At 61.4% G+C, this 21,134-nt stretch carries 15 protein-coding genes and 1 pseudogene; 10 read left to right on the plus strand and 6 right to left on the minus strand.

Annotated features, from left to right (window positions below):
- Positions 1 to 187: 187 nt before the first annotated feature.
- On the minus strand, positions 188 to 5,467 hold the full coding sequence (locus ACI2KS_RS00515) for a dermonecrotic toxin domain-containing protein (protein WP_404616450.1): 5,280 nt from the start codon (positions 5,465 to 5,467) through the stop codon (positions 188 to 190).
- Positions 5,468 to 5,661: 194 nt separating this feature from the next.
- On the opposite strand from ACI2KS_RS00515, the pseudogene ACI2KS_RS00520 reads away from it, so the two are divergent.
- Positions 5,662 to 6,027: pseudogene (locus ACI2KS_RS00520) on the plus strand (LysR substrate-binding domain-containing protein); the annotation flags it as partial.
- 37 nt (positions 6,028 to 6,064) lie between these two features.
- Here the strand turns inward: ACI2KS_RS00520 and ACI2KS_RS00525 are convergent.
- Complete coding sequence (locus ACI2KS_RS00525; protein WP_404616451.1) at positions 6,065 to 6,628, minus strand: NADPH-dependent FMN reductase; 564 nt, start codon at positions 6,626 to 6,628, stop codon at positions 6,065 to 6,067.
- Positions 6,629 to 6,943: 315 nt separating this feature from the next.
- On the opposite strand from ACI2KS_RS00525, the gene ACI2KS_RS00530 reads away from it, so the two are divergent.
- On the plus strand, positions 6,944 to 7,207 hold the full coding sequence (locus ACI2KS_RS00530) for a hypothetical protein (RefSeq protein ID WP_404616452.1): 264 nt from the start codon (positions 6,944 to 6,946) through the stop codon (positions 7,205 to 7,207).
- Here the strand turns inward: ACI2KS_RS00530 and ACI2KS_RS00535 are convergent.
- The 4 genes from ACI2KS_RS00535 to ACI2KS_RS00550 form a co-directional block, all read right to left on the minus strand.
- On the minus strand, positions 7,204 to 7,770 hold the full coding sequence (locus ACI2KS_RS00535; RefSeq protein WP_404616453.1) for a GNAT family N-acetyltransferase: 567 nt from the start codon (positions 7,768 to 7,770) through the stop codon (positions 7,204 to 7,206). The genes ACI2KS_RS00530 and ACI2KS_RS00535 overlap by 4 nt on opposite strands.
- A 76-nt stretch (positions 7,771 to 7,846) precedes the next feature.
- Entirely contained in the window at positions 7,847 to 8,608 is a 762-nt protein-coding gene (dnaQ, locus tag ACI2KS_RS00540) for a DNA polymerase III subunit epsilon (RefSeq protein ID WP_404616454.1), read from the minus strand.
- Between the two features lie 172 nt (positions 8,609 to 8,780).
- Positions 8,781 to 9,233, minus strand: a complete 453-nt coding sequence (gene rnhA / locus ACI2KS_RS00545; RefSeq protein ID WP_404616455.1) for a ribonuclease HI — start codon at positions 9,231 to 9,233, stop codon at positions 8,781 to 8,783.
- Between the two features lie 45 nt (positions 9,234 to 9,278).
- Positions 9,279 to 10,037 carry a class I SAM-dependent methyltransferase gene (locus tag ACI2KS_RS00550; protein ID WP_404616456.1) on the minus strand — a complete coding sequence of 253 codons (759 nt, stop codon included), beginning with the start codon at positions 10,035 to 10,037 and terminating at the stop codon, positions 9,279 to 9,281.
- Positions 10,038 to 10,134: 97 nt separating this feature from the next.
- Between ACI2KS_RS00550 and gloB the strand changes: the two genes are divergently transcribed.
- The 8 genes from gloB to fabI all read left to right on the plus strand — a co-directional run bounded on the left by gloB (position 10,135) and on the right by fabI (position 21,122).
- The gene (gene gloB, locus ACI2KS_RS00555; RefSeq protein WP_404616457.1) at positions 10,135 to 10,914 is read left to right on the plus strand and encodes a hydroxyacylglutathione hydrolase; all 780 of its coding nucleotides are present in this window, start codon (positions 10,135 to 10,137) and stop codon (positions 10,912 to 10,914) included.
- 99 nt (positions 10,915 to 11,013) lie between these two features.
- Positions 11,014 to 12,657, plus strand: a complete 1,644-nt coding sequence (locus tag ACI2KS_RS00560; RefSeq protein WP_404616458.1) for a LysM peptidoglycan-binding domain-containing protein — start codon at positions 11,014 to 11,016, stop codon at positions 12,655 to 12,657.
- Positions 12,658 to 12,906: 249 nt separating this feature from the next.
- Entirely contained in the window at positions 12,907 to 14,736 is a 1,830-nt protein-coding gene (locus ACI2KS_RS00565; protein WP_404616459.1) for an extracellular solute-binding protein, read from the plus strand.
- Entirely contained in the window at positions 14,733 to 16,601 is a 1,869-nt protein-coding gene (locus ACI2KS_RS00570; protein WP_404616460.1) for an extracellular solute-binding protein, read from the plus strand. The genes ACI2KS_RS00565 and ACI2KS_RS00570 overlap by 4 nt, the downstream gene beginning before the upstream one ends.
- Position 16,602: 1 nt before the next feature.
- On the plus strand, positions 16,603 to 17,676 hold the full coding sequence (locus ACI2KS_RS00575; RefSeq protein ID WP_404616461.1) for a microcin C ABC transporter permease YejB: 1,074 nt from the start codon (positions 16,603 to 16,605) through the stop codon (positions 17,674 to 17,676).
- Between the two features lies 1 nt (position 17,677).
- A complete protein-coding gene (locus ACI2KS_RS00580; RefSeq protein ID WP_404616462.1) occupies positions 17,678 to 18,697 on the plus strand; it encodes an ABC transporter permease in 1,020 nt (339 codons plus the stop codon).
- Between the two features lies 1 nt (position 18,698).
- Positions 18,699 to 20,309, plus strand: coding sequence for an ABC transporter ATP-binding protein (locus ACI2KS_RS00585; RefSeq protein ID WP_404616463.1), 1,611 nt, complete (start codon positions 18,699 to 18,701; stop codon positions 20,307 to 20,309).
- An 18-nt stretch (positions 20,310 to 20,327) separates the two neighbouring features.
- Positions 20,328 to 21,122 carry an enoyl-ACP reductase FabI gene (gene fabI / locus ACI2KS_RS00590; RefSeq protein WP_404616464.1) on the plus strand — a complete coding sequence of 265 codons (795 nt, stop codon included), beginning with the start codon at positions 20,328 to 20,330 and terminating at the stop codon, positions 21,120 to 21,122.
- Positions 21,123 to 21,134: the final 12 nt, after the last annotated feature.

A 21,134-nucleotide genomic window follows, 5' to 3' on the forward strand; every position in this document is an offset into this window, starting at 1 on the left:
ACAAACGGCCCAGCTCCGGCGTCAACCGGACCTGGGCACCAGGCCGGTGAGCGTAAGGAGAAAGCCGCCACCGGCTGCGCTACATAATGCTGTACATGCCCCGCGCCGTTTCCGATTGACTGCTCAGGCGCCTATCGCCAGGCGCCCGGCCACGGGCAGGCGCGCACGCGGTGCCTGGTCATGCAGGTCACGGTTGCGGAGCCACATAGTTGTGTCGCCCTAAACGCAGTATCAGCAAGGTCATGGAGTCGGCGTTCTTGAGCATGACCCGGCTGCGTTTGTGCACATCGGACAAGAACACCTTGCGTGCGTCATCCAGCGTCCTGGTTTCGGTGATCTGCAGAATCGTCGAGTAACCGATGCCGTCCTCGCGGCTGATATCGCGCCACTGGCCGTCTTCCATGTATTTGAACAAGTCACTGTGAAGTGTCTGATGGGACAGCCGACTGTTCTGTAATCGCTCTATCTGGGCCCGGCTTCTGAAATTACTCGCCGTGTTCTGCAGCAGCAGATCCGGATACGGCGAATTGGCTTCCAGGTAGGCGATGTCCTTGGTATTCAGGACCTGATGCGACAGCTCATGCAGCAACACAGCGGCCTGGGAATGACGCAGCGGATCGAAGCCTGCGGCAATCGCCTCAGGCTTGAGGCGAAAGTAAGGCACGCGAAAGAAGCGCTCGGTCAGAAATATCCGCCGCTGCGGGTCGGCCGGAACCATGAAAGCGGTGACACGATCGTGTCCGGGTCGATTGGAACCCACGACGAAGCGCGGCGATGAAAACGGCGAAAGGGAGGCATCCATGACCTCGGCGAACAGCGACCTTATGGCGCTTTCGACGCGGCCCAGCAGCTGCTGGTCCGGGCTGGCAGCGCCGAAGAAATCAGCGACCACCCCGTTGACCCGAGGCTCCAGCACAGCCCCGGGCGTATTGACGTTGAGGTTGTCCAGGCAGTTTTCCAGATAGCGCTTGGCCTGGGCGTGTGCCTCACCGATCTGCCGGGCACGCGCACGATACTGCAGGCGAATTTCGGGCATGCCACTGGCCTCGATGACCATGACCTGTTCGACGCTGGACAGCGCGGTAGCGGCCTGAAAGCGCGTGATCACGCCGCCCCCGCCCCTCAGGCGCACATTCAGGTCCAGCTGCCAGCGCTGATCATCGTCGAGTATCAACTGCGGTCCGGTGGTGCCGTCGGCGCCGACGATGACCCACTCCCCTTCCGGCAGTCGGTTGACCTCGAAGACCTTTCCATCTACCACGGCGTAGGTGGCGGCGCTGTCGGGGTCCAGATAAAGATTGAGCAACTCATCGTGGCGCATTGCGTTGAGCGCCACATTCTGCGCCTGCAAATCCTGAAGCCGCACCCGCTGTTCGGCATTCAAGGAGATGCCGCCCCAGGAGGCGTAGGGCGTCTGGCGCTTCTCGTCGACCGAATCAGACGCAGGCTGCGGATCGAGCGGGTCCTCGGGCACCCGCTCCTCGATGGCTTGCCTGCGCGCCGTGACCAGCACGCCCAAGGCCGCAGAGAATTCGGACAGCGCCTCGCCCCAGCGATGCCCCGAGATCGACAACGCCGAGGCGCGAATCAACGCATGGCTCTGCCAGAGCGTGACCAGCGTCGCCCATTTGCCTGGCAGCAGGCATAGGACCTGCTCAAGCCCTAGCGTCACGAGAAAGGCTCTGCCTGATTGATCGACCTGTTGGTTGGTCACCGAATCGTTAGCGCCCATGTCCAGCAGCACCTTGACGGTGCCCTTGAACAGCAGTTGCAAGGCATTGCCTTTCTCTTCGACGGTTGCCAGCGCCACGGGGCCCGGTCGGTGCAGAGGCAGGTCGAAGTCGAACAGGCCCACCGAGGAGGCCAGATGCGGCTCGCGGAAACCGCCGCGGGCGTAACGTCGATGCACCTGCGGATCGACGCGCTGCAGCAGCAGCCGTTGCAGGGATTCATCAGTACGGATAGCGGCGGTCAAGGCCGTTCGGTTGGGATACTCACGAAATACGAATAACGGATGATAGATCGCGTACAGCACCACCGGACCGGCGTCAGGCGCCTCAGGAAAAATCACATAAACCCCGGTCACTGTGTCCGGGTTCACGCCGCGATCGGCGACCAACTGCAGCGGGCTGAGGATCACCCGCACCCCGTCCACCGGCTCACGGGCAACGCCATCAGGCATGTCCAACACAGAGCAGATGAACTCATAGGCCCGCGCAGTCAGCTTGCCCTGGACCTTTTCGGTCAAGGCCAACGCCATCAGCGCGGGCGGTAACTGTTCGACGAACAGCCGTTGCCGCTCGGCGTAATGCACATCATCGGACGACAGCGCTTTACGCAGCAACGCCATGTAACCAGCGCCGACATCCAGCTGCCTGACCAACTGTCGCAGATAGTCAGGCCTCAGCAACCCGGCGACCGGCTCACCGCCTGCGGGATCGACACTCAGCGCCGAATCGCGAACGCCGACGAACCGATTGATCGCATAGTCGGTCAGCGTTTCAGTGTGGACGATGGTGGCCGCCGCCACGCCGGACGGCAACTCACCCACCGTGGGGATGGCACTCACGTAGCGACGTGAGATGACGTTGATCGCATCGGGATTCAACAGTTGATCGGGGAAGTCCTGGCTCAGCTGCGCGGTCAATCGATCGCGGGCCAGATCCTGTAGTGCGGGCACGTCGAAGAGAAAATCCTTGCCGCCGTCGCTGGCCAGGTAAAAGCGTTTGAAGATTTTGTTGTATTGATCCAGGTCGGCCAGGGATGCCGAGATCAACCATGACGGCAGCATCGCCTCGAAGATACTGCAGTCGATTCTCACCGCTAATCCATCAAGCATCTCGACCAGTTGGCGGTCCAGCTCGGCCGCGCACGCAAGGCTGGTAAAGAGACGCGCCGGCAGATGGCAACGCGCCGCACTCAGGCACAGCTGGCGCAGATCCTGCTGTCCGCGTTTGAGCGTCTGCGCTTGCAGGCTGTCGATGACATGCCCGTCGATTCGTTGCAAGCGAATCTGCACCGCAGGGCGGGAGGAGTCCAGTAGATACGTCTCAAGCAGCCTGCGGTCGCGCTCGCCCAACAGCTTGAGCCATCGCTCGCGATGAGGCCCAAGCAGATTGAGCTGCAGCGCGTGCTGCAAATGCTCGATTGAAGCAAATTGCCGCCAGCCCGTCGTTGCGCGCCAGAGCATGACCGGTGCGTCGGGCTCGAGCGTCTGCCGCAACACTAAGGTGTCGCAAAGCAAGGCTGCCGGGTGGGGGTCATACGCCAGAGAGACCGAAAACGCCTCGGTCAGCGGTTCGCCCAATGCTATGCGCAAGGCGCGCACAGGCCGGTCCAGCATCTGCCTGGCCATGCCGATGGCGCCGCTGTCGAACCGGCCCTCACGCTTGCCCAGCGCCAGGTCCAGGCGTAACGCATCTTCGCGCAGGCTCAGCGCTTGCATGTCCGGCCATGCATGGCTGTCGCCCTGGCGCTGCAGGCCGACGCGGCTCTGCCTGAAGTAATCGGCATAACGGCGGGTAAAATCGACAGCGGCCTTCTCCAGCACGCGGGGAATCAGCTCAGCCAGCGCCGCTACCCGCGCCGCCGACGGTTCGACCCTGACCTCCATGGTGGAGGGAACGCCTGCGCGATGGCCGGTGACACATTCGAGCAGCAATGACACCAGATCCAGGGACATCAGCTGTTGTGTTTCGCTGACCGGAACAGCGCTCAGCTCGGTTACCGACGCCTCCAGGGGAATCGGTTCGAGCCATTGCACGCGGATGTCCCGGGCTCGCACCGGACCCCGGACGAGGACGCTCACGTACGGCTGTAGCGCCTGCGCGGCGTAGTCCAGCAACACAATGTCCGACTGGCGCAGACGCTCGGCGCGCGAATCGAAGCTTTGCGCCAGCTCCCGCCAGGAGGCCGACAGAATCAACCGGGACGTACGGTCACCCCCGGCATCGCTGGAAATGGACGAGTCGCCTTCTTCCGGCGCGGTGGCAAGCGAAGTGTCCGATCCGGCGCCGCGCCAGACATCGCAGAAGTCGAAGGGTGCCGCCCGTCGCCAGCGCCCGGCATCGAGTTGCGACTGTCGCGGGTCCAGAAGCTGGCGCACGTCCAGTGCATCATCGATCATCGCCGTGACCCGTTCCCCAAGGTTAGAGGAGCCCAAGGCATAGGCCAGATTGCGCGCCTGCAAGGCCAGGATCGAATCGATGCGATCGGCCATGACCGGGGTGCGGATCGGCTCCAGCTGCAGCTGTACCGCGCCTTGTTGCAGGAGCAACGGCTGGTCTTCGATAGCCAGCAGCGCACGCAGCTGCTGGCGCCCCTGCACCGTCCCCAGATGCGCGGCCAGCGCGGCCACATCGGCAAAACCGACCAGGCTGTGATCGGGGGTGAACCACAGCAGCGAACCGACACCGGCGGCTCCACGCTGCACGGCGAAGGTCGCTGCCAAAGGGTAGAAGTTGCTGTAGCCAATGCGGATCTTCAACCGGCTGCATCGCAGGTCAGCAGCCGCAGGCGCATCGCCCAGCACCGAGCGCAGGGTGTTCACGCTTGCGGCATCCAGGCTTGCGTTGTGACGGCAACGATAAAGCGCGCACCGATAACTGTCGCCCAGGGTCTCGATGGCCAGGTCGCGACGCGTTCGCCCGGCACGCCAGATGTCCTGCCAGAAGGCCGTGAGCTGTTGGCCATACTCGCTTCCCGCCTGCGCCGTGGCCTCGGTCAGTGCCTGAGCGAACCGCTGGGCATCAGCGGAATCGGCGATCAGCCCCTGAGCGCAAAGAAAGCGCCGCTCGAAGCCCTCCTCGATCTGCACCTTGCAATAATCATCGAACACCGCCTGCGCCAAGGTCTGGGTAACCGGGGTCAACTCGACCTCCCTGCTGGAGGCGCTGACGATCTGCAGCAGGTGCGTGGCAGGGTCGATCGACATACGCGCCAGTTTGGCGCGCAATTGCCGTGCGAGCGCGGCGGTCAGTACATCCGGCAAGGACGGCGTCAGCCTCAGTTGCGCGGCCACCTGGCCGACATGCCCGGCCTGATGATCGACGAGGTTGAGCATTTGCGCATGGAAGGGATCGCCTTCGATGCGTTCGGATTCGAACAGCGTATCGGCATCCCCCTGGGCAAAGCGTTGGCGCAGTGCAGCCAACAGCGCGTGGCGGTCGGGGAAAACCTCGATCCCATCGGCCAGGGTATACAGGTAAACCTGCGGATCATCGGCCTGCTGATGGCTCAACATCAGCGCACCCGACAGCTCGAAAGCGCTGCTGGAGCCATCGTTGAACAAGAGCCGGTCAACCCTGACCGGGTCAGGACCACCCTCGACCAGGGGACGCGCCGGGCCCTGCAGCCACAATCGCGCTTCTGGCCGCAGCCGGTGACTGCGCAACGCGTCGTCGAGTTCGTCGACATAGCGTTGGCGCAGCGATGCACTGTGAAAATAATCGAGGGTCGCGATAGACATGAAAGCTCCTTGGTGCAGGAAGGGCCCGGCTCCGGCGTTCAACGGAGCCGGCGACAATGCCAAGGAGCGTAAGGAGAAAAATCGCAGGTGCTGCGCTACATAATGCTGTGCACGGGCATCGCTATTTCGGATTGACTGGCTCAGCTACGCAGCGCCTTGAGGTCCTGCATCGGTGGCGCTTGCTGGGCCAGCTCGACACGCCGTTGATCCTGCGCGAACCAGGCTCGGTCATGCGCCAGGTGGTGGAACAAGAGATGAACCGGCTGGGCTTGAAAATCCGTCCGGCGATTCAGGTGCAAGGACGTGAAGCGGCGGGTGAGGCTGTCGTGGTGGGCATCGGCGTGGGCGTGGGCGTGGTTTCGGCCGCCGGATTGGGCGCGGACTCGCGGGTCATCGCCTTGCCGATCCTCGATTGCGCACGGCGCATGAGCGAGACCCTGGTGCGCCTGCCGGAGCAGAGCTCAAGGCCGGTGGTGGCGACGTTTCTGGACAGGGCAATGGGGCGCTCGGGGAGCATAAACAACTGTAGCAGCACCGCTTGCCGGCGGAAGCGATCTTGAGGACGCCACCGCCGGCAAGCCGTGCGGCTACAGATGATCAGACCTTGATTGTCCGCTCAACATGGGCGGCAAACGCATCGATGATGCCTTGCAGGAATGGCCGGGTTTTCTCGCTCAATTTGCCCTGTTCATCGAAGAAGCTCCCGGCGTTGCCCAGATAGGCTTCCGGTTGCTGCATGCACAGGACATCGAGAAACACGAAACTCTGACGCAGGTGCTGGTTGGCCCCGAAACCGCCAATGGCACCCGGCGACACGCTGACCACCGCTGCAGGCTTGGCTTTGCCCCAGGCGCTTTTGCCATAAGGGCGTGAACCGACGTCGAGGGCGTTTTTCAGAACGCCCGGCACCGAGCGGTTGTATTCAGGGGTGACAAACAGAAAACCGTCTGCGCCCTGCAACGCCTGACGGAATGCGGTGTAAGCGGCGGGCGGCGAATCGTGGTCGATGTCTTCGTTGTACAAAGGCAGCTCGCCGATCTCGACGATGCTCAGTTTCAGGCTCGGGGGTGCCAACTCGGCCAGGGCGCGGGCGACCTTGCGGTTCAGGGAGTCTTTTCTCAAGCTGCCGACAATCACTGCAATCGAATGAACCTGGCTCATGTACCTGACCTTCTTCTAATAGAGGAGTGGACAGTTATAGATCAAAGAGACGATTTGTTCTGCGCAGTTTTTTCGCTGCCATTGATCGAAACAGCCGATCTAGCTCGTGCTCAGGGAGGTTCAGCGGCTACCGTTGGTCGAGACTATTTTTTTCTTTGACGAAAACTAGCCCCGAAAACGGCGGTCTGAAAGGCTTGAGCGTGGAAGGCACCTGCAGCACTTGCAGAATTGCCTTACAAGCTGACACGGATTCATGGCTTGCAGTGTTAGGATGCGAGCGAAAACGAGCAGTTATTTCCAGAGGTTACAAAGCAAATGGCTTCAGTTCTAGTTGGGCAATTTCATGCAAGGGATGCCGACGGCCGCATCTACCCCGTGCATGAATTCCGTGAATCACTGCCCGCCGAGGCGGACGGCAAGGAGCCCGTGTCCACTTATCGCCTGGCCATTGGCGACCGCGTGACTCATCTGGGCGGTGACGACTTTGTACTGGTTCAGCTGGGCACCAAACTCAAGCGAGAACCTGAAGGTGGCCGAGCCCCTGAGGGCGGCGCCAAGAAAGATCCATCCCAGATCTAGTCGCTGACTGGATCGTCAAACAACAGATACCAGAATATCGCTGCTTCGACGGTGGTCGGATCGATGGCGCGATAACGCAGGTAATCGACCCCGCCGACCACGAACCCGTGACTTTCGTACAGCCTGCAAGCGGCCAGGTTGTTGTTTTGGGTTTCCAGCATGATGCCCGCCAGCTGGTGCTTGCGGCTCCAGAACTGCGCGACGTCCAGCAGCTTGCGCGCCACCCCGCAGCGCCTGGCGGCGGTATCCACGGCCAGTTCGTCGATATGCGCCAGGCCGTTCCAGTTCTTGCTCAGGACAATATGCCCCACCGGTTGTTCGTCGAGCCAGGCCACCAGCACGGTGGCGTCCGCAGCCTCGCGGTAATTGCAGAACTCTTCTGAATCGATGCCGTAATTCTTGAGATAGGGCTCGACTGCATCGACAGGCCACCGGGCCACCGGCTCACCAATGAGTACCTTCGCGTAACCGGTGACCATGAAAGTGAATTCGCTGTTGAGGATGTAATCCTCAAAGCATTCGTCCGCGACACGAATGCTCAGAGCGGGATTGAGCGTGGTCACCATGGGGCTCCTGCGCCATCGATGAAAGGATCATCAGGTCTGCGATAAACCACCGAAGCGGCGCCCTGCCCCGGCGTTACTGGACCTGGGCCTGGGCTTCGAGCAATTGCGTCCACAACGCAGGCGCACCGGCGGATTTGGCGATCACGGCCAGCCGCGCCTGGTGGTCGCTCAATTCGGCTTCGCTGGCGACGAGCACAGGGCCCGGCGTGCGATTGACGATACGGCGTATTTCCGAGGGCCGGTCAGCTCCGCCTTCGCCATCGTTATTGCCCGCCAGCGACAGCGTGGTCTGACCACCGGTCATCGCCAGGTAGACGTCGGCGAGAATCTCCGAGTCGAGCAACGCGCCGTGCAGTTCGCGACCGGAGTTGTCGACGTCGTAGCGCTTGCACAGGGCGTCCAGGCTGTTGCGCTGACCCGGATGCCGCTCGCGGGCCATGGCCAGGGTATCGAGCACCGAGCAGTAGCTGCTCATGTTGGCGCGATCATGCTGACCGATCAGGGCAAATTCGTTGTTGAGGAAGCCAACGTCGAACGCCGCGTTGTGGATGATCAGCTGAGCGCCTTTGATGAACTCGAAGAATTCGTCGGCGACCTCGGCAAAACGCGGTTTGCCGATCAGGAACTGGTCAGTGATACCGTGAACGCCGATGGCACCCTCGTCACTGTCGCGATCGGGCTGCAGGTAAACGTGAAAATGGCGCCCGGTCAAACGCCGTCCGATCAACTCCACGCAGCCGATCTCGATCACCCGATGACCGTCAGTGACGGGCATACCCGTGGTTTCGGTATCGAGGACGACTCGTCGTTCAGTGATGATGTTTTGTACAGTCATTGCCTACCGCCTCAGCTTCAGGCGCGGATATTAGCATGGGTGATCAGCAAGAGAGGACACACGAAACTGTAGGAATGAGCTTGCTCGCGATCACGATTGGCCAGTCGAAGGACTGGGTGCAGACCGAAAACAATCGCCAGCAAGCTCACTCCTATAGTGCAAGGGTGGGGTTCTACCCGTGCTTGATGCCGCGCACCTCATCGACCCCGCGATTGGCCAGCTGGTCCGCTCGTTCGTTGCCGTGGTGTCCGATGTGGCCGCGCACCCACTTCCAGGTGACTGTGTGCCGGCTGACCTGTTCGTCCAGCTGCTTCCACAGGTCGGCGTTCTTCACCGGTTCCTTGGCCGCCGTCTTCCAGCCGCGCTTTTTCCAGTTGACCATCCACTCGGTGATGCCTTTCATCACATATTGCGAGTCAGTCACCAGAATCACTTCACAGGGCCGCTTGAGCTCTTCCAGGCCACGAATCGCTCCCAGCAGCTCCATCCGGTTATTGGTGGTATTGGCTTCGCCACCCCAGAGTTCCTTTTCCACGCCTTTGCACACCAGCAACGCGCCCCAGCCTCCGGGACCAGGGTTGCCCTTGCAGGCGCCATCGGAGAAGAGTTCCACGGTATCGCTCATTACGGCTTTTTCCAGAATTGAGTAGGCTTGGTGCAGGCCGGGCGGCTAAGGCTCCGGGCTGCGCCGATTGACCTTGGCCATCGGCAACGGGATCAGTTTGCCCATCGGCTCGCGACGCGGCATGCGCACGGGCCGCAAGCCGACCACCATTTTGCGTGCGACCAACAGATAGAAACCGCCACCGGGGCTCTGCCAGCCGCCGCCCAGGCGCTCGAGGCCCGACAGACGGGCCTGCCACTTGGGCGAGGCAAGCGGCGGACGATAGCACCCGAAACGGCGTTTCTCCAGCGCGAAGCCCAGCAGATTGAGCCAGTCCCCGACCCGCGACGGCGAGATGCAGCGGGCGCGGCGCAGGGTGTCGTTGGCGAAGATATGGCGAATGCCCCAGGTGCTCCAGGGGTTGATGCCGATGATCAGCAGGTGACCGCCAGGGCGTACGCTGCTGGCGGCTTCGCGCAACAGGCCATGGGGAGACAGGCAGAAATCCAGCCCATGCTGCATGACCACCACATCGGCGGCGTGCTCGCTCAGGGGCCAGGCCTGCTCCTCGCAGACAATCTCCACACCCGGCAGCGGAGCACCCAGGCGTACATTGCGCTGCACCTGCTTGGCGGCCGGCGGGGTCTGCGCCGAGGGCCCGTAATGCACCAGATAGCCACCAAAGAAACGCTCAAGCTCCTCTTCGAGGACGCCCCGCTCTTCTTCGAGCAGCAGTTGCCCCAGCGGCCCGGACAACCATTCACGGGCAGAGCTGATCAACTCAAGCCATTCGGGGTCGGCCTGGGCGAACGCTTCATCGGTCATTTCCGGTCTCCATGAGTGGTCTTGCGCAAGCGCTGCTCGCGTGGAACCTGTTCAGACTCTAAGATGTTTCTTTGTTTCCCAAGTAGCGAATCGAGCCATGATACAGATCGACGCCCTGCCCGCTTTCAGCGACAACTACATCTGGTTGTTACAAGACAATGCCAGCAAGCGTTGCGCCGTGGTCGATCCGGGTGATGCAGCGCCGGTACTGGCCTGGCTGGACGATCATCCGGGCTGGCATTTGAGCGACATTCTGGTCACTCACCATCACGCCGATCATACCGGCGGCGTGGCGCAGCTGAAAAACCTCTCCGGTGCCCGGGTCTACGGTCCGGCCAGCGAGAATATCCCGGCCCGTGACGTGGCGCTTGACGACGGCGATGAGGTCACCGTACTCGGCCTGACGTTCGCCGTCCATGCAGTTGCGGGCCACACCCTGGGACACATCGCGTTCTACCATGCCGATTCGCAGCGGCCGCTGCTGTTCAGTGGCGACACTCTGTTCGCCGCTGGCTGTGGCCGGCTGTTCGAAGGCACGCCGCAGCAAATGCACCACTCCCTGCAACGGCTGGCGACACTGCCTGACGCCACGCTGGTCTACTGCGCCCACGAGTACACGCTCAGCAACCTGCGTTTTGCCGTGGCGGTGGAACCCGACAACCCTGATGTGGCTGCCCGTTTCGAGCAAGTCACACAATGGCGCGAGCAGGACCGCATCAGCTTGCCGTCGAATCTGGCGCTGGAACGCAAGACCAACCCGTTTCTGCGCGCCTCGCAACCTTCGGTAAAACAAAAAGCGGACGAACGGACCGGCACAGACAACGCCTCGCCTGTAGAGGTTTTTGCGGCGCTGCGGGCATGGAAAGATAAGTTCTAATCCATGCCCCGATCAGCACAAAAATTCTGAAAGGTTGACCGTTCCCATGACGCTTTCTAGAATCGCCCGACATTTTCGACTGGAACTATCCCCCAGCCAATGTCGTCATCTATACGCAGAACCTTTAATTCCGACGCATTGACTCGGTTGGCCCAGGCTATCGCGGTGGTCGCAAGCGCCACCCTGGCAGGCTGCCAGACCACCAGCAGCCTGGAGCCTGGCAGTTCGGCCAACGTCTCTCATTCCCCGGCCAGCATCAAGCCCAAGCCGGTGTTCGTTGCTCGCAAACCCGCTCCGCTGGCCCCGCCGCACGATGTCTGGGAGCGCATGCGTCAGGGCTTCCAGCTGCAGGACGGCAACGACCTCAACCCGCGTATCGATCAACAGCGCCTCTGGTACGCCAACAACCCCTCGTTCCTCGAAACCGCGGGCGAGCGCGGCAGCCTTTACATGCACTACATCGTCGAGCGCCTGGAAGAACGCAACATGCCGCTGGAGCTGGCCCTGCTGCCAGTGATCGAGAGCGCCTACAACCCCATGGCCCTTTCACGTAGCGATGCCGCCGGGATCTGGCAGATCATCCCATCCACCGGCCGCTATTTCAACCTGCGCCAGACCAATTTCTACGATGGTCGCCGCGACATCACGGCGTCCACCACCGCAGCGCTGGACTACCTGACCCGCCTGCACGACATGTTCAACGGCGACTGGCTGCTGGCACTGGCTGCCTACAATGCCGGCGAAGGCACGGTCAGCCGCGCCATCGAACGCAACGAAAAGCTCAACCTGCCGACCGACTACTGGAACCTGCCCCTGCCGCAGGAAACCCGCGACTATGTGCCCAAACTGCTGGCCCTGTCGCAAGTGGTCATGTCCCCCGAAGCGTATGGCGTCAACCTCAACCCGATCGACAACAAGCCCTACTTTGAAGTCGTCGAACTGAACCAGCGCATGGACCTGTCCAAAGTCGCGCAGATGGCCAACATCGATGAAGACGAGCTGATGCAGCTCAACCCGGCGTTCAAGAAGCGCCTGACCATCGATGGCCCGCAGCACCTGCTGGTGCCGACCGCGAAATCACAGTTGCTGACCGCCAGTCTTTCCAACATGAAGCCTGAAGAGCTGGTGGACTGGCAGCAATACCGCGTGCGTCCGGGCGATAGCCTGGCCAGCATCGCCAGCCGCTACAAGGTTTCGACCGGCACCCTCAAGGATCTCAACAAGCTGTCCGGCAACCACCTCAAACGTGGGCAGGCGCTGACGATTCCGGTTCAGCCGGGCATGAAGATCGCCATGCCGGTGTTCGAAGAAGTGGCCGAAGTCGACGAAAAACCCGCTCGTACCCGCACCTACAAAGTGAAGAAAGGCGAGAACCTGGGTCAGATCGCCCGCATCAACAAGGTTGACGTGAAGGATCTGCAGCACTGGAACAAATTGTCCGGTTACAACCTCAAGGTTGGCCAGACCCTGGTCATGCAGGACAACAGCAAGCCCGCCAAGGCGAGTTCACGCGCAGTGGCTGCCAAGACCGCTTCGCGGGCCGTGGTGGCCAAGGCTGGTAGCGGCGCCAGGGATGAAGACACCGACAAGAAATCCATGCAGTACAAGATCCAGAAAGGCGACTCGCTGTATCTGGTGGCCAAGCGCTTCAACGTCGAGATGCAACATCTCAAACGCTGGAACCCGCGCAGCGGTCAGGCACTGAAGCCTGGGCAGACGTTGACGGTTTATTTGCCGCATTGATTAAGCAGACCCTCCGCCCACTGTAGGCGCGTGGCTTGTCCCGCGATCGACGACAAAGTCGTCGCAAAACCTGCGCATGAGGTTTGATCGACAGACCGCATTCACAGATTTTACTGCCGGTGCCGGCAGATCGCGGGACAAGCCACGCTCCGACAAATGCTGCACGCCCGCGACGCCCTCTGCACGACCCTTTTTCCAGCCCATACAAGCTGTTACTGTGACCGACCGCTGCCTGGATCGAATGCCGATTTGATACGCCTCCTGCTGCTGATCTTCAGCCTGGTCTTGAGCATGACAGCCGCCGCGACCATCAGCGAAAGCCATGGCTACGCACAATTCGGTGTCCTCAAGTATCCGGCCAGCTTCACCCATTTCGACTGGGTCAATCCCGAGGCGCCGAAGGCTGGCACCTTGCGGATCATGGCGTTCGGCACCTTCGATACCCTCAACCCCTACACCTTCAAGGGCAGCAGCCCGATCTCGACGCCCAACTTCGGTCAATACGGCGTCAGCGAGCTCAATGAGCCGTTGATGGTCGGCACCGGCCAATACGACCCTTCGGGCGATGAACCCACCTCCAGCTATGGCTTGATCGCCAAATCAGTGGAATACAGCGAGGACCGCAGCTGGGTGGTGTTCAACCTGCGCCCCGAAGCGCGCTTTCACGATGGCAAGGCAATCACCGCCTATGACGTGGCGTTTTCCTACCGCACCCTGCTCAAGGACGGTCACCCGCAATACCGCACGGCCCTGCAGGAAGTGCAGCGGGTGGACATCCTCAACCGTCACCGCATCCGCTTCGTGTTCAAGCGCTCCGGCAACCCGTTGTTGATCCTGCGCCTGGGCGAGCTGCCGGTGCTGCCCCAGCACTACTGGAAGAATCGTGACTTCAAGGCAACGACCTTCGAAGTACCTCTGGGCAGCGGACCGTACCGCATCACCGGGGTGCGTCCCGGCCGCGGACTGACGTTCGAGCGGGTCAAGGACTACTGGGGCAAGGACTTGCCGGTCAATCGCGGCAAGTACAACTTCAACCGCGTGGAGGTCGAGTTCTACCGTGACGCCGACGTGGCTTTCGAGGCGTTCAAGGCCGGCGAGTTCGACATCTACATCGAGCATCAGGCCAAGAACTGGTTCACCGGCTATGACTTCCCCGCCGTGGCCAGCGGCAACGTGATAAAGGCGCAAATCGCGCACCAGATCCCGACCCAGACCCAAGGCCTGTTCATGAACACCCGACGCGGCAATTTCGCCGACATCAGGGTGCGTGAAGCGCTGGGCCTGATGTTCAACTTCGAGTGGACCAACCGCACGCTGTTCAACAACGCCTACAGTCGCTCGATCAGCTACTACCCCAACAGCGAGTTTTCGGCCACCGATCTGCCGCTCGGTCGTGAGTTTCTCACCTTGGCGCCTTATCGCGATCAACTGCCCGCCAAGCTGTTTACCCAACCGTTCACGGTCTCGAAGACCGACGGTGGCGGCGTGCCTCGCGACACCATTCGCAAGGCGCTGGGCCTGTTGGCCGAGGCTGGCTGGAAGTTCACCGACCGCGGCCTGACCGACAATGCCGGCCAGCCGTTGCGTTTCGAAATACTTCTGGTCAACCCCAATCTCGAACGAATCCTGCAGCCCTACATCGAAGACCTCACGCGAATCGGCATCGACGCGCGCCTGCGCACGGTTGATCGCGCGCAATACAAACAGCGACTGGACCAGTTCGATTTCGACATGATTCTGATGACCCTCAACCAGACCCTGAGTCCGGGGCTGGAGCAATGGCAGTACTTTCACTCCAGCCAGGCCAATATCAAAGGCAGCAAGAATTATGCGGGTATCGCCAATCCGGTCGTGGACCACCTGCTCAATCAGTTGCTGGCGGCCAAGACCCGGGACGACCAGGTGGCCGCGACCAGGGCACTGGATCGGGTTCTGCTGTGGCAGCACTACATGATTCCCAACTGGTACCTCAACAATCATCGTCTGGCGTACCGCAACCGGTTCGCCATGGTCACCACCCCGCCCTACACCCTGGGCCTGCGTGCGTGGTGGCTCAAGCCTTCGGAGAAACCCCAATGACTGCCTTGCGCTCTCTCACACGGGCCGGCGGCCTGCTGCTGCTGGGACTGGCCTGTTCAGCCCAGGCAGCCCCGCAGCATGCCATTACCCTGTACAACGAAGCACCGAAGTATCCGGCGGACTTCAAGCACTTCGATTACGTCAACCCTGATGCTCCCAAGGGCGGGATTCTGCGCAGCGCAGGCTTTGGCGGTTTCGACAGCCTCAATCCGTTCATCAGCAAGGGTGTGCCCGCCGATGATATCGGTCTGATCTACGACACCCTGGCGCGTCAGGGCCTGGATGAGCCGTTTACCGAGTACGGCCTGATCGCCGGCAAGATCGAGAAGGCCCCGGACAACAGCTGGGTGCGTTTCTATCTGCGGCCTGAAGCGCGCTTCAACGACGGTCACCCGGTGCGCGCCGAAGACGTGGTGTTCAGTTTCGACACGCTGGTCAAGGACGGCTCGCCGCTCTACCGCAGCTACTACGCCGACGTCGATCAAGTGGTCGCGGAAAATCCGCTGACGGTATTGTTCAAGTTCAAGCACAACAACAACCGCGAACTGCCGTTGATCATCGGTCAGTTGCCGGTGCTGCCCAAACACTGGTGGGCCACGCGTGACTTCAGCAAGGGCAATCTGGAGATCCCGTTGGGCAGCGGCCCGTACAAAGTGGTCGAGGTCAAGGCCGGGCGTTCGGTGCGGTACGAGCGGGTCAAGGACTACTGGGGCAAGGATCTGCCGGTCAACAAGGGTTTCTACAACTTCGACAAACTGTCCACCGACTACTACCGCGACAACACCGTCGCCCTCGAGGCGCTGAAAGCCGGTGCATTCGACTTCTGGCAGGAAATGACCGCCAAGAACTGGGCCACCGCCTACGACGTTCCCGCCGTCAGAGACGGCCGCCTGATCAAGGAAGAAATCCCCAACGGCAACCCGCAGGGCATGCAGGGCTTCATCTTTAACCTGCGCAAGCCGATGTTCCAGGATATCCGTGTGCGTCAGGCGCTGAGCCTGCTGCTGGACTTCGAGTGGACCAACAAGCAGCTGTTCTTCGGCACCTACACCCGGACCAAGAGCTACTTCGACAACTCGGACATGGGCTCGCGCGGCATGCCCTCCACCGCCGAGCTGGCGATTCTCGAGCCTCTGCGCGGCAAGCTGCCGGAACAGGTGTTCACCGATGAGTTCAAGCTGCCGGTCACCGATGGCAGCGGCATCATCCGCGAGCAGCAACGCAAGGCCTTTCAGCTGCTCAGCGAAGCGGGCTGGAAGATCGTCGGCGACAAGATGGTCGATACCCAAGGCAAACCGGTGACCATCGAGTTCCTGCTGGCGCAGACCGAGTTCGAACGGGTGCTGTTGCCGTTCAAGCGCAATCTGGCCGACATCGGCATCAATCTCGAGATTCGTCGTGTCGATGTCTCGCAATACATCACCCGCCGCCGCTCGCGAGACTACGACATGATCGTCGGCAGCTTCCCGCAGTCGAGTTCACCGGGCAACGAACAGCGCGAATACTGGGACTCGTCGGCCGCCGACAAGCCGGGCAGCTACAATCTGATCGGCCTGAAGGATCCGGCCATCGATACTCTGGTCGGCGGTCTGATCAACGCCGATTCGCGGCAGAGCCTGATCGATCACACCCGCGCGCTGGATCGCGCCCTGCTCTGGGGTTACTACGTGATCCCCAATTGGCACATCAAGACCTGGCGTCTGGCCTATTGGGACCATCTGGGGCATCCGACACGCACACCGCTGTACGACATCGGCAGCATGACCTGGTGGGTCAAACCCGACGCCACGCCTGCGATTCCGGTGCAGACCGTTGCAGATCCGGCGGCGCCTGACGCACCACCTTCCAAGGACACGGAGCAATAATATGCTGGCCTACCTGCTGCGGCGTCTGCTGCTGATCGTGCCGACCCTGTTCGGCATCCTGCTGATCAACTTCGTGATCATCCAGGCCGCACCCGGCGGCCCGGTGGAACAGATGATCGCCAAGCTCGAAGGCTTCGAGGGCGCCACCAGCCGGATTGCCGGTGGCGGCGCCGAGGTCTCGGTGGCAGGCTCCACCTATCGCGGCGCGCAAGGCCTGGATCCGGGCCTGATCAAGGAAATCGAGCACATGTACGGCTTTGACAAGTCGGCGCCGGAACGCTTGTGGATCATGGTCAAGAACTACGCGCGGCTGGATTTTGGCGACAGCTTCTTCCGCGACGCCAAGGTCATCGACCTGATTGTCGAGAAAATGCCGGTGTCGATCTCGCTCGGCCTGTGGAGCACGCTGATCATGTACCTGGTGTCGATCCCGCTGGGGATCGCCAAGGCCACGCGCCACGGCAGCCAGTTCGACATCTGGACCAGTTCGGCGATCATCGTCGGCTATGCCATCCCGGCATTCCTGTTTGCGATCCTGCTGATCGTGGTGTTTGCCGGCGGCAGCTATTTCGACTGGTTCCCGCTGCGCGGCCTGACCTCCGGCAACTTCGACGAACTGAGCTGGCTGGGCAAGGTGGGCGATTACTTCTGGCATCTGGTACTGCCCATCACGGCACTGGTGATCGGCAACTTCGCCACCATGACCCTGCTGACCAAAAACAGCTTTCTCGATGAAATCGGCAAGCAGTACGTGATTACCGCCAAAGCCAAGGGGCTGACTCAGCGCCGGGTGCTCTACGGGCACGTGTTTCGCAACGCCATGCTGTTGGTGATCGCCGGTTTCCCGTCGGCATTCATTGGCATTTTCTTCACTGGGTCCTTGCTGGTGGAAGTGATCTTTTCCCTCGACGGCCTTGGCCTGATGAGTTTTGAAGCGGCGATCAACCGTGACTACCCGGTGGTGTTCGGCACCTTGTTCATCTTCACCTTGCTGGGGCTGGTGGTGAAGCTGATCGGCGACCTGACCTACACGCTGGTTGACCCACGTATCGACTTCGACCGCAGGGATCATTGATATGACGTTGTCCCCTCTCAATCGACGCCGTTTCGAGCGTTTCAAGGCCAACAAGCGTGGCTGGTGGTCGCTGTGGCTGTTCCTGATTCTGTTCGGCGCAAGCCTTGGCGCCGAGCTGATCGCCAACGACAAGCCGCTGGCGGTGCGTTACGACGGTCAGTGGTACTTCCCGGTGTTCGAACGTTATCCGGAGACCACCTTCGGCGGCGAATTCCCCCTGGAAGCCAACTACAAAAGCCCCTATATCAAGGAATTGCTGGCAGCCAAGGGCGGCTGGACGCTGTGGGCGCCGATTCCGTTCAGTTACCAGAGCATCAACTACGACCTGAAAGTCCCGGCCCCTGCCCCGCCTTCGCGGGAAAACCTGCTGGGCACCGACGACCAGGGCCGCGACGTGTTGGCGCGGGTGATCTACGGCTTCCGTGTCTCGGTGCTGTTCGCCCTGACGCTGACCATCCTCAGTTCGATCATCGGCGTGATTGCCGGCGCCTTGCAGGGTTTCTACGGCGGCTGGGTCGACCTGATCGGTCAGCGCTTTCTGGAAATATGGTCAGGCTTGCCGGTGCTGTACCTGCTGATCATTCTCGCCAGTTTCGTGCAGCCCAACTTCTGGTGGTTGCTGGGGATCATGCTGCTGTTCTCCTGGATGAGCCTGGTCGACGTAGTGCGCGCCGAGTTCCTGCGCGGTCGCAACCTTGAATACGTGCGCGCAGCACGGGCGTTGGGCATGCAGAACGGGGCGATCATGTTCCGCCACATCCTGCCCAATGCCATGGTCTCGACCATGACCTTCATGCCGTTCATTCTCACCGGCGCGATCGGCACCCTCACCGCGCTGGACTTCCTGGGCTTCGGCCTGCCCGCAGGCTCGCCCTCGCTCGGCGAACTGGTGGCTCAGGGCAAATCCAACCTGCAAGCGCCGTGGCTGGGCATCAGCGCCTTTGCCGTGCTGGCGATCATGTTGAGTTTGCTGGTGTTCATCGGCGAATCCGCCCGCGACGCGTTCGACCCGAGGAAATGAGATGAATCAGGACAATCTGATCGAAATCCGCGACCTGTCGGTCGAGTTCGTCAGCGGCCAGAACACCCAGCGCGTGGTCGAGGGCATCAGCTTCGACATCCGCAAGGGCGAGACCCTGGCGCTGGTAGGCGAAAGCGGGTCGGGCAAGTCGGTCACTGCCCACTCGATCCTGCGTCTTCTGCCCTATCCGCTGGCGCGACACCCCACCGGCACCATCGAGTACGCCGGCGACGACCTGTTGACGGTCAGCGAGAAACGCATGCGCGCGATCCGCGGCAACCGGATCGCGATGATCTTCCAGGAGCCGATGACCTCGCTCAATCCGCTGCAGTCGATCGAGAAGCAGATCAACGAAGTGCTCGGCCTGCACAAGGGCCTGACCGGCAAGGCCGCCACCAGACGCACCCTGGAGTTGCTCGAGCTGGTAGGCATCCCCGAACCGCTCAAGCGCCTCAAGGCACTGCCTCACGAGCTCTCGGGGGGCCAGCGCCAGCGGGTGATGATCGCCATGGCCCTGGCCAATGAACCGGAATTGCTGATTGCCGACGAGCCGACCACCGCGCTGGACGTGACTGTACAGCTGAAGATCCTCAAACTGCTCAAGGAATTGCAGGGCCGCCTGGGCATGGCTTTGCTGCTGATCAGCCATGATTTGAATGTGGTTCGACAAATAGCTAACCGAGTATGTGTCATGCAGCGCGGTTGCATCGTCGAACAGGCATCGTGCGAAGAGCTGTTCCGTTCGCCGCAGCACCCGTACACCATCGAGCTGCTCAGTGCCGAGCCCAAGGGAGGGCCGGCGAATAACGCGCCGGGCCCACCGATGCTGGAAGTCGAAGACCTGAAAGTCTGGTTCCCCATCAAGAAAGGCGTGTTCAAGCGCACCGTCGACCATGTCAAGGCAGTGGACGGCATCCACTTCAGTCTGCCCAGGGGCCAGACGCTGGGGATCGTCGGCGAGAGCGGCTCGGGCAAGTCGACGTTGGGCCTGGCGATTTTGCGGTTGATTCGCAGTGAAGGCCAGATACGCTTTCAGGGCAGTTCGCTGGCGTGCCTCAAGCAGGATCAGGTGCGACCGCTGAGGCGGCAGATGCAGGTCGTGTTTCAGGACCCGTTCGGCAGCCTTAGCCCGCGTATGTCGGTATGCGATATCGTTGGCGAAGGCCTGCGCATTCACAAGATCGGCACACCGGTGGAGCAGGAAGCCGCGGTGGTCGAAGCGCTCAAGGAGGTAGGTCTGGACCCGGCGACCCGGCACCGCTACCCCCACGAGTTTTCCGGTGGACAGCGGCAAAGGATCGCCATCGCCCGGGCATTAGTGTTAAAACCGGCGCTGATTTTACTGGACGAGCCGACTTCGGCCCTCGACCGGACCGTTCAGCGTCAAGTGGTGGAGCTTTTGCGCTCGCTGCAAACCAAGTACAACCTGACGTATTTGTTTATCAGCCATGACCTGGCGGTAGTCAAAGCACTGAGCCACCAGCTGATGGTGGTCAAGCAAGGCCAAGTGGTCGAACAGGGTGCGGCGGAAGACATCTTCGCCGCACCACAGCATCCTTATACACAGCAGCTGCTGGAAGCCGCTTTCCCGGCTCCGGCAGCTGTCGATTAACCTGAAGAGGAACAAACCATGGGTTTTCTCGCCGGTAAGCGCGTCCTGATCGTAGGTGTCGCCAGCAAACTGTCCATCGCATCCGGCATTGCTGCCGCCATGCACCGCGAGGGCGCTGAGCTTGCCTTCACCTACCAGAACGAAAAACTCAAAGGCCGCGTTGAAGAATTCGCTGCAGGCTGGGGTTCGAACCCTGAGCTGTGCTTCCCTTGCGACGTGGCCAGCGATGAAGAAATCGCCAAGGTCTTCGAGCAACTGAGCCAGAAGTGGGACGGCCTGGATTGCATCGTGCACTCCGTGGGCTTTGCCCCGGGCGACCAGCTCGATGGCGACTTCACCGAAGCCACCACCCGTGACGGCTTCCGTATCGCTCATGACATCAGCGCCTACAGCTTCGTGGCGCTGGCCAAGGCCGGTCGCGCGATGATGAAAGGCCGCAACGGCAGCCTGCTGACCCTGTCGTACCTGGGTGCTGAACGCACCATGCCCAACTACAACGTCATGGGCATGGCCAAGGCCAGCCTGGAAGCCGGCGTACGTTACCTGGCTGGCAGCCTGGGCCCGGAAGGCACCCGCGTCAACGCCGTGTCGGCAGGTCCCATCCGCACCCTGGCCGCTTCCGGCATCAAGAACTTCCGCAAGATGCTGGCCGCCAACGAAGCCCAGACGCCCCTGCGCCGTAACGTGACCATTGATGAAGTCGGCAACGCCGGCGCCTTCCTGTGCTCGGACCTGGCCTCGGGCATCAGCGGTGAAATCATGTACGTCGACGGCGGTTTCAACACCACGGCGATGGGCAACATCGAAGAGTGATGCTGTAGGCCT

Origin of the sequence: Pseudomonas sp. NPDC087358 (genome assembly GCF_044900785.1) — a bacterium.
In the GTDB taxonomy this organism is placed as follows: Bacteria; Pseudomonadota; Gammaproteobacteria; order Pseudomonadales; family Pseudomonadaceae; genus Aquipseudomonas.

Bases quoted from the DNA above. Each gene is read 5' to 3' on its own strand.
- ACI2KS_RS00525 (WP_404616451.1), bottom strand. From the start codon at position 6,628: ATGAGCCAGGTTCATTCGATTGCAGTGATTGTCGGCAGCTTGAGAAAA.
- ACI2KS_RS00550 (WP_404616456.1), bottom strand. From the start codon at position 10,037: ATGACCGATGAAGCGTTCGCCCAGGCCGACCCCGAATGGCTTGAGTTG.
- ACI2KS_RS00515 (WP_404616450.1), bottom strand. From the start codon at position 5,467: ATGTCTATCGCGACCCTCGATTATTTTCACAGTGCATCGCTGCGCCAA.
- ACI2KS_RS00580 (WP_404616462.1), top strand. From the start codon at position 17,678: ATGACGTTGTCCCCTCTCAATCGACGCCGTTTCGAGCGTTTCAAGGCC.
- ACI2KS_RS00530 (WP_404616452.1), top strand. From the start codon at position 6,944: ATGGCTTCAGTTCTAGTTGGGCAATTTCATGCAAGGGATGCCGACGGC.
- ACI2KS_RS00585 (WP_404616463.1), top strand. From the start codon at position 18,699: ATGAATCAGGACAATCTGATCGAAATCCGCGACCTGTCGGTCGAGTTC.
- ACI2KS_RS00575 (WP_404616461.1), top strand. From the start codon at position 16,603: ATGCTGGCCTACCTGCTGCGGCGTCTGCTGCTGATCGTGCCGACCCTG.
- dnaQ (WP_404616454.1), bottom strand. From the start codon at position 8,608: ATGACTGTACAAAACATCATCACTGAACGACGAGTCGTCCTCGATACC.
- rnhA (WP_404616455.1), bottom strand. From the start codon at position 9,233: ATGAGCGATACCGTGGAACTCTTCTCCGATGGCGCCTGCAAGGGCAAC.
- ACI2KS_RS00570 (WP_404616460.1), top strand. From the start codon at position 14,733: ATGACTGCCTTGCGCTCTCTCACACGGGCCGGCGGCCTGCTGCTGCTG.
- gloB (WP_404616457.1), top strand. From the start codon at position 10,135: ATGATACAGATCGACGCCCTGCCCGCTTTCAGCGACAACTACATCTGG.
- ACI2KS_RS00560 (WP_404616458.1), top strand. From the start codon at position 11,014: ATGTCGTCATCTATACGCAGAACCTTTAATTCCGACGCATTGACTCGG.
- fabI (WP_404616464.1), top strand. From the start codon at position 20,328: ATGGGTTTTCTCGCCGGTAAGCGCGTCCTGATCGTAGGTGTCGCCAGC.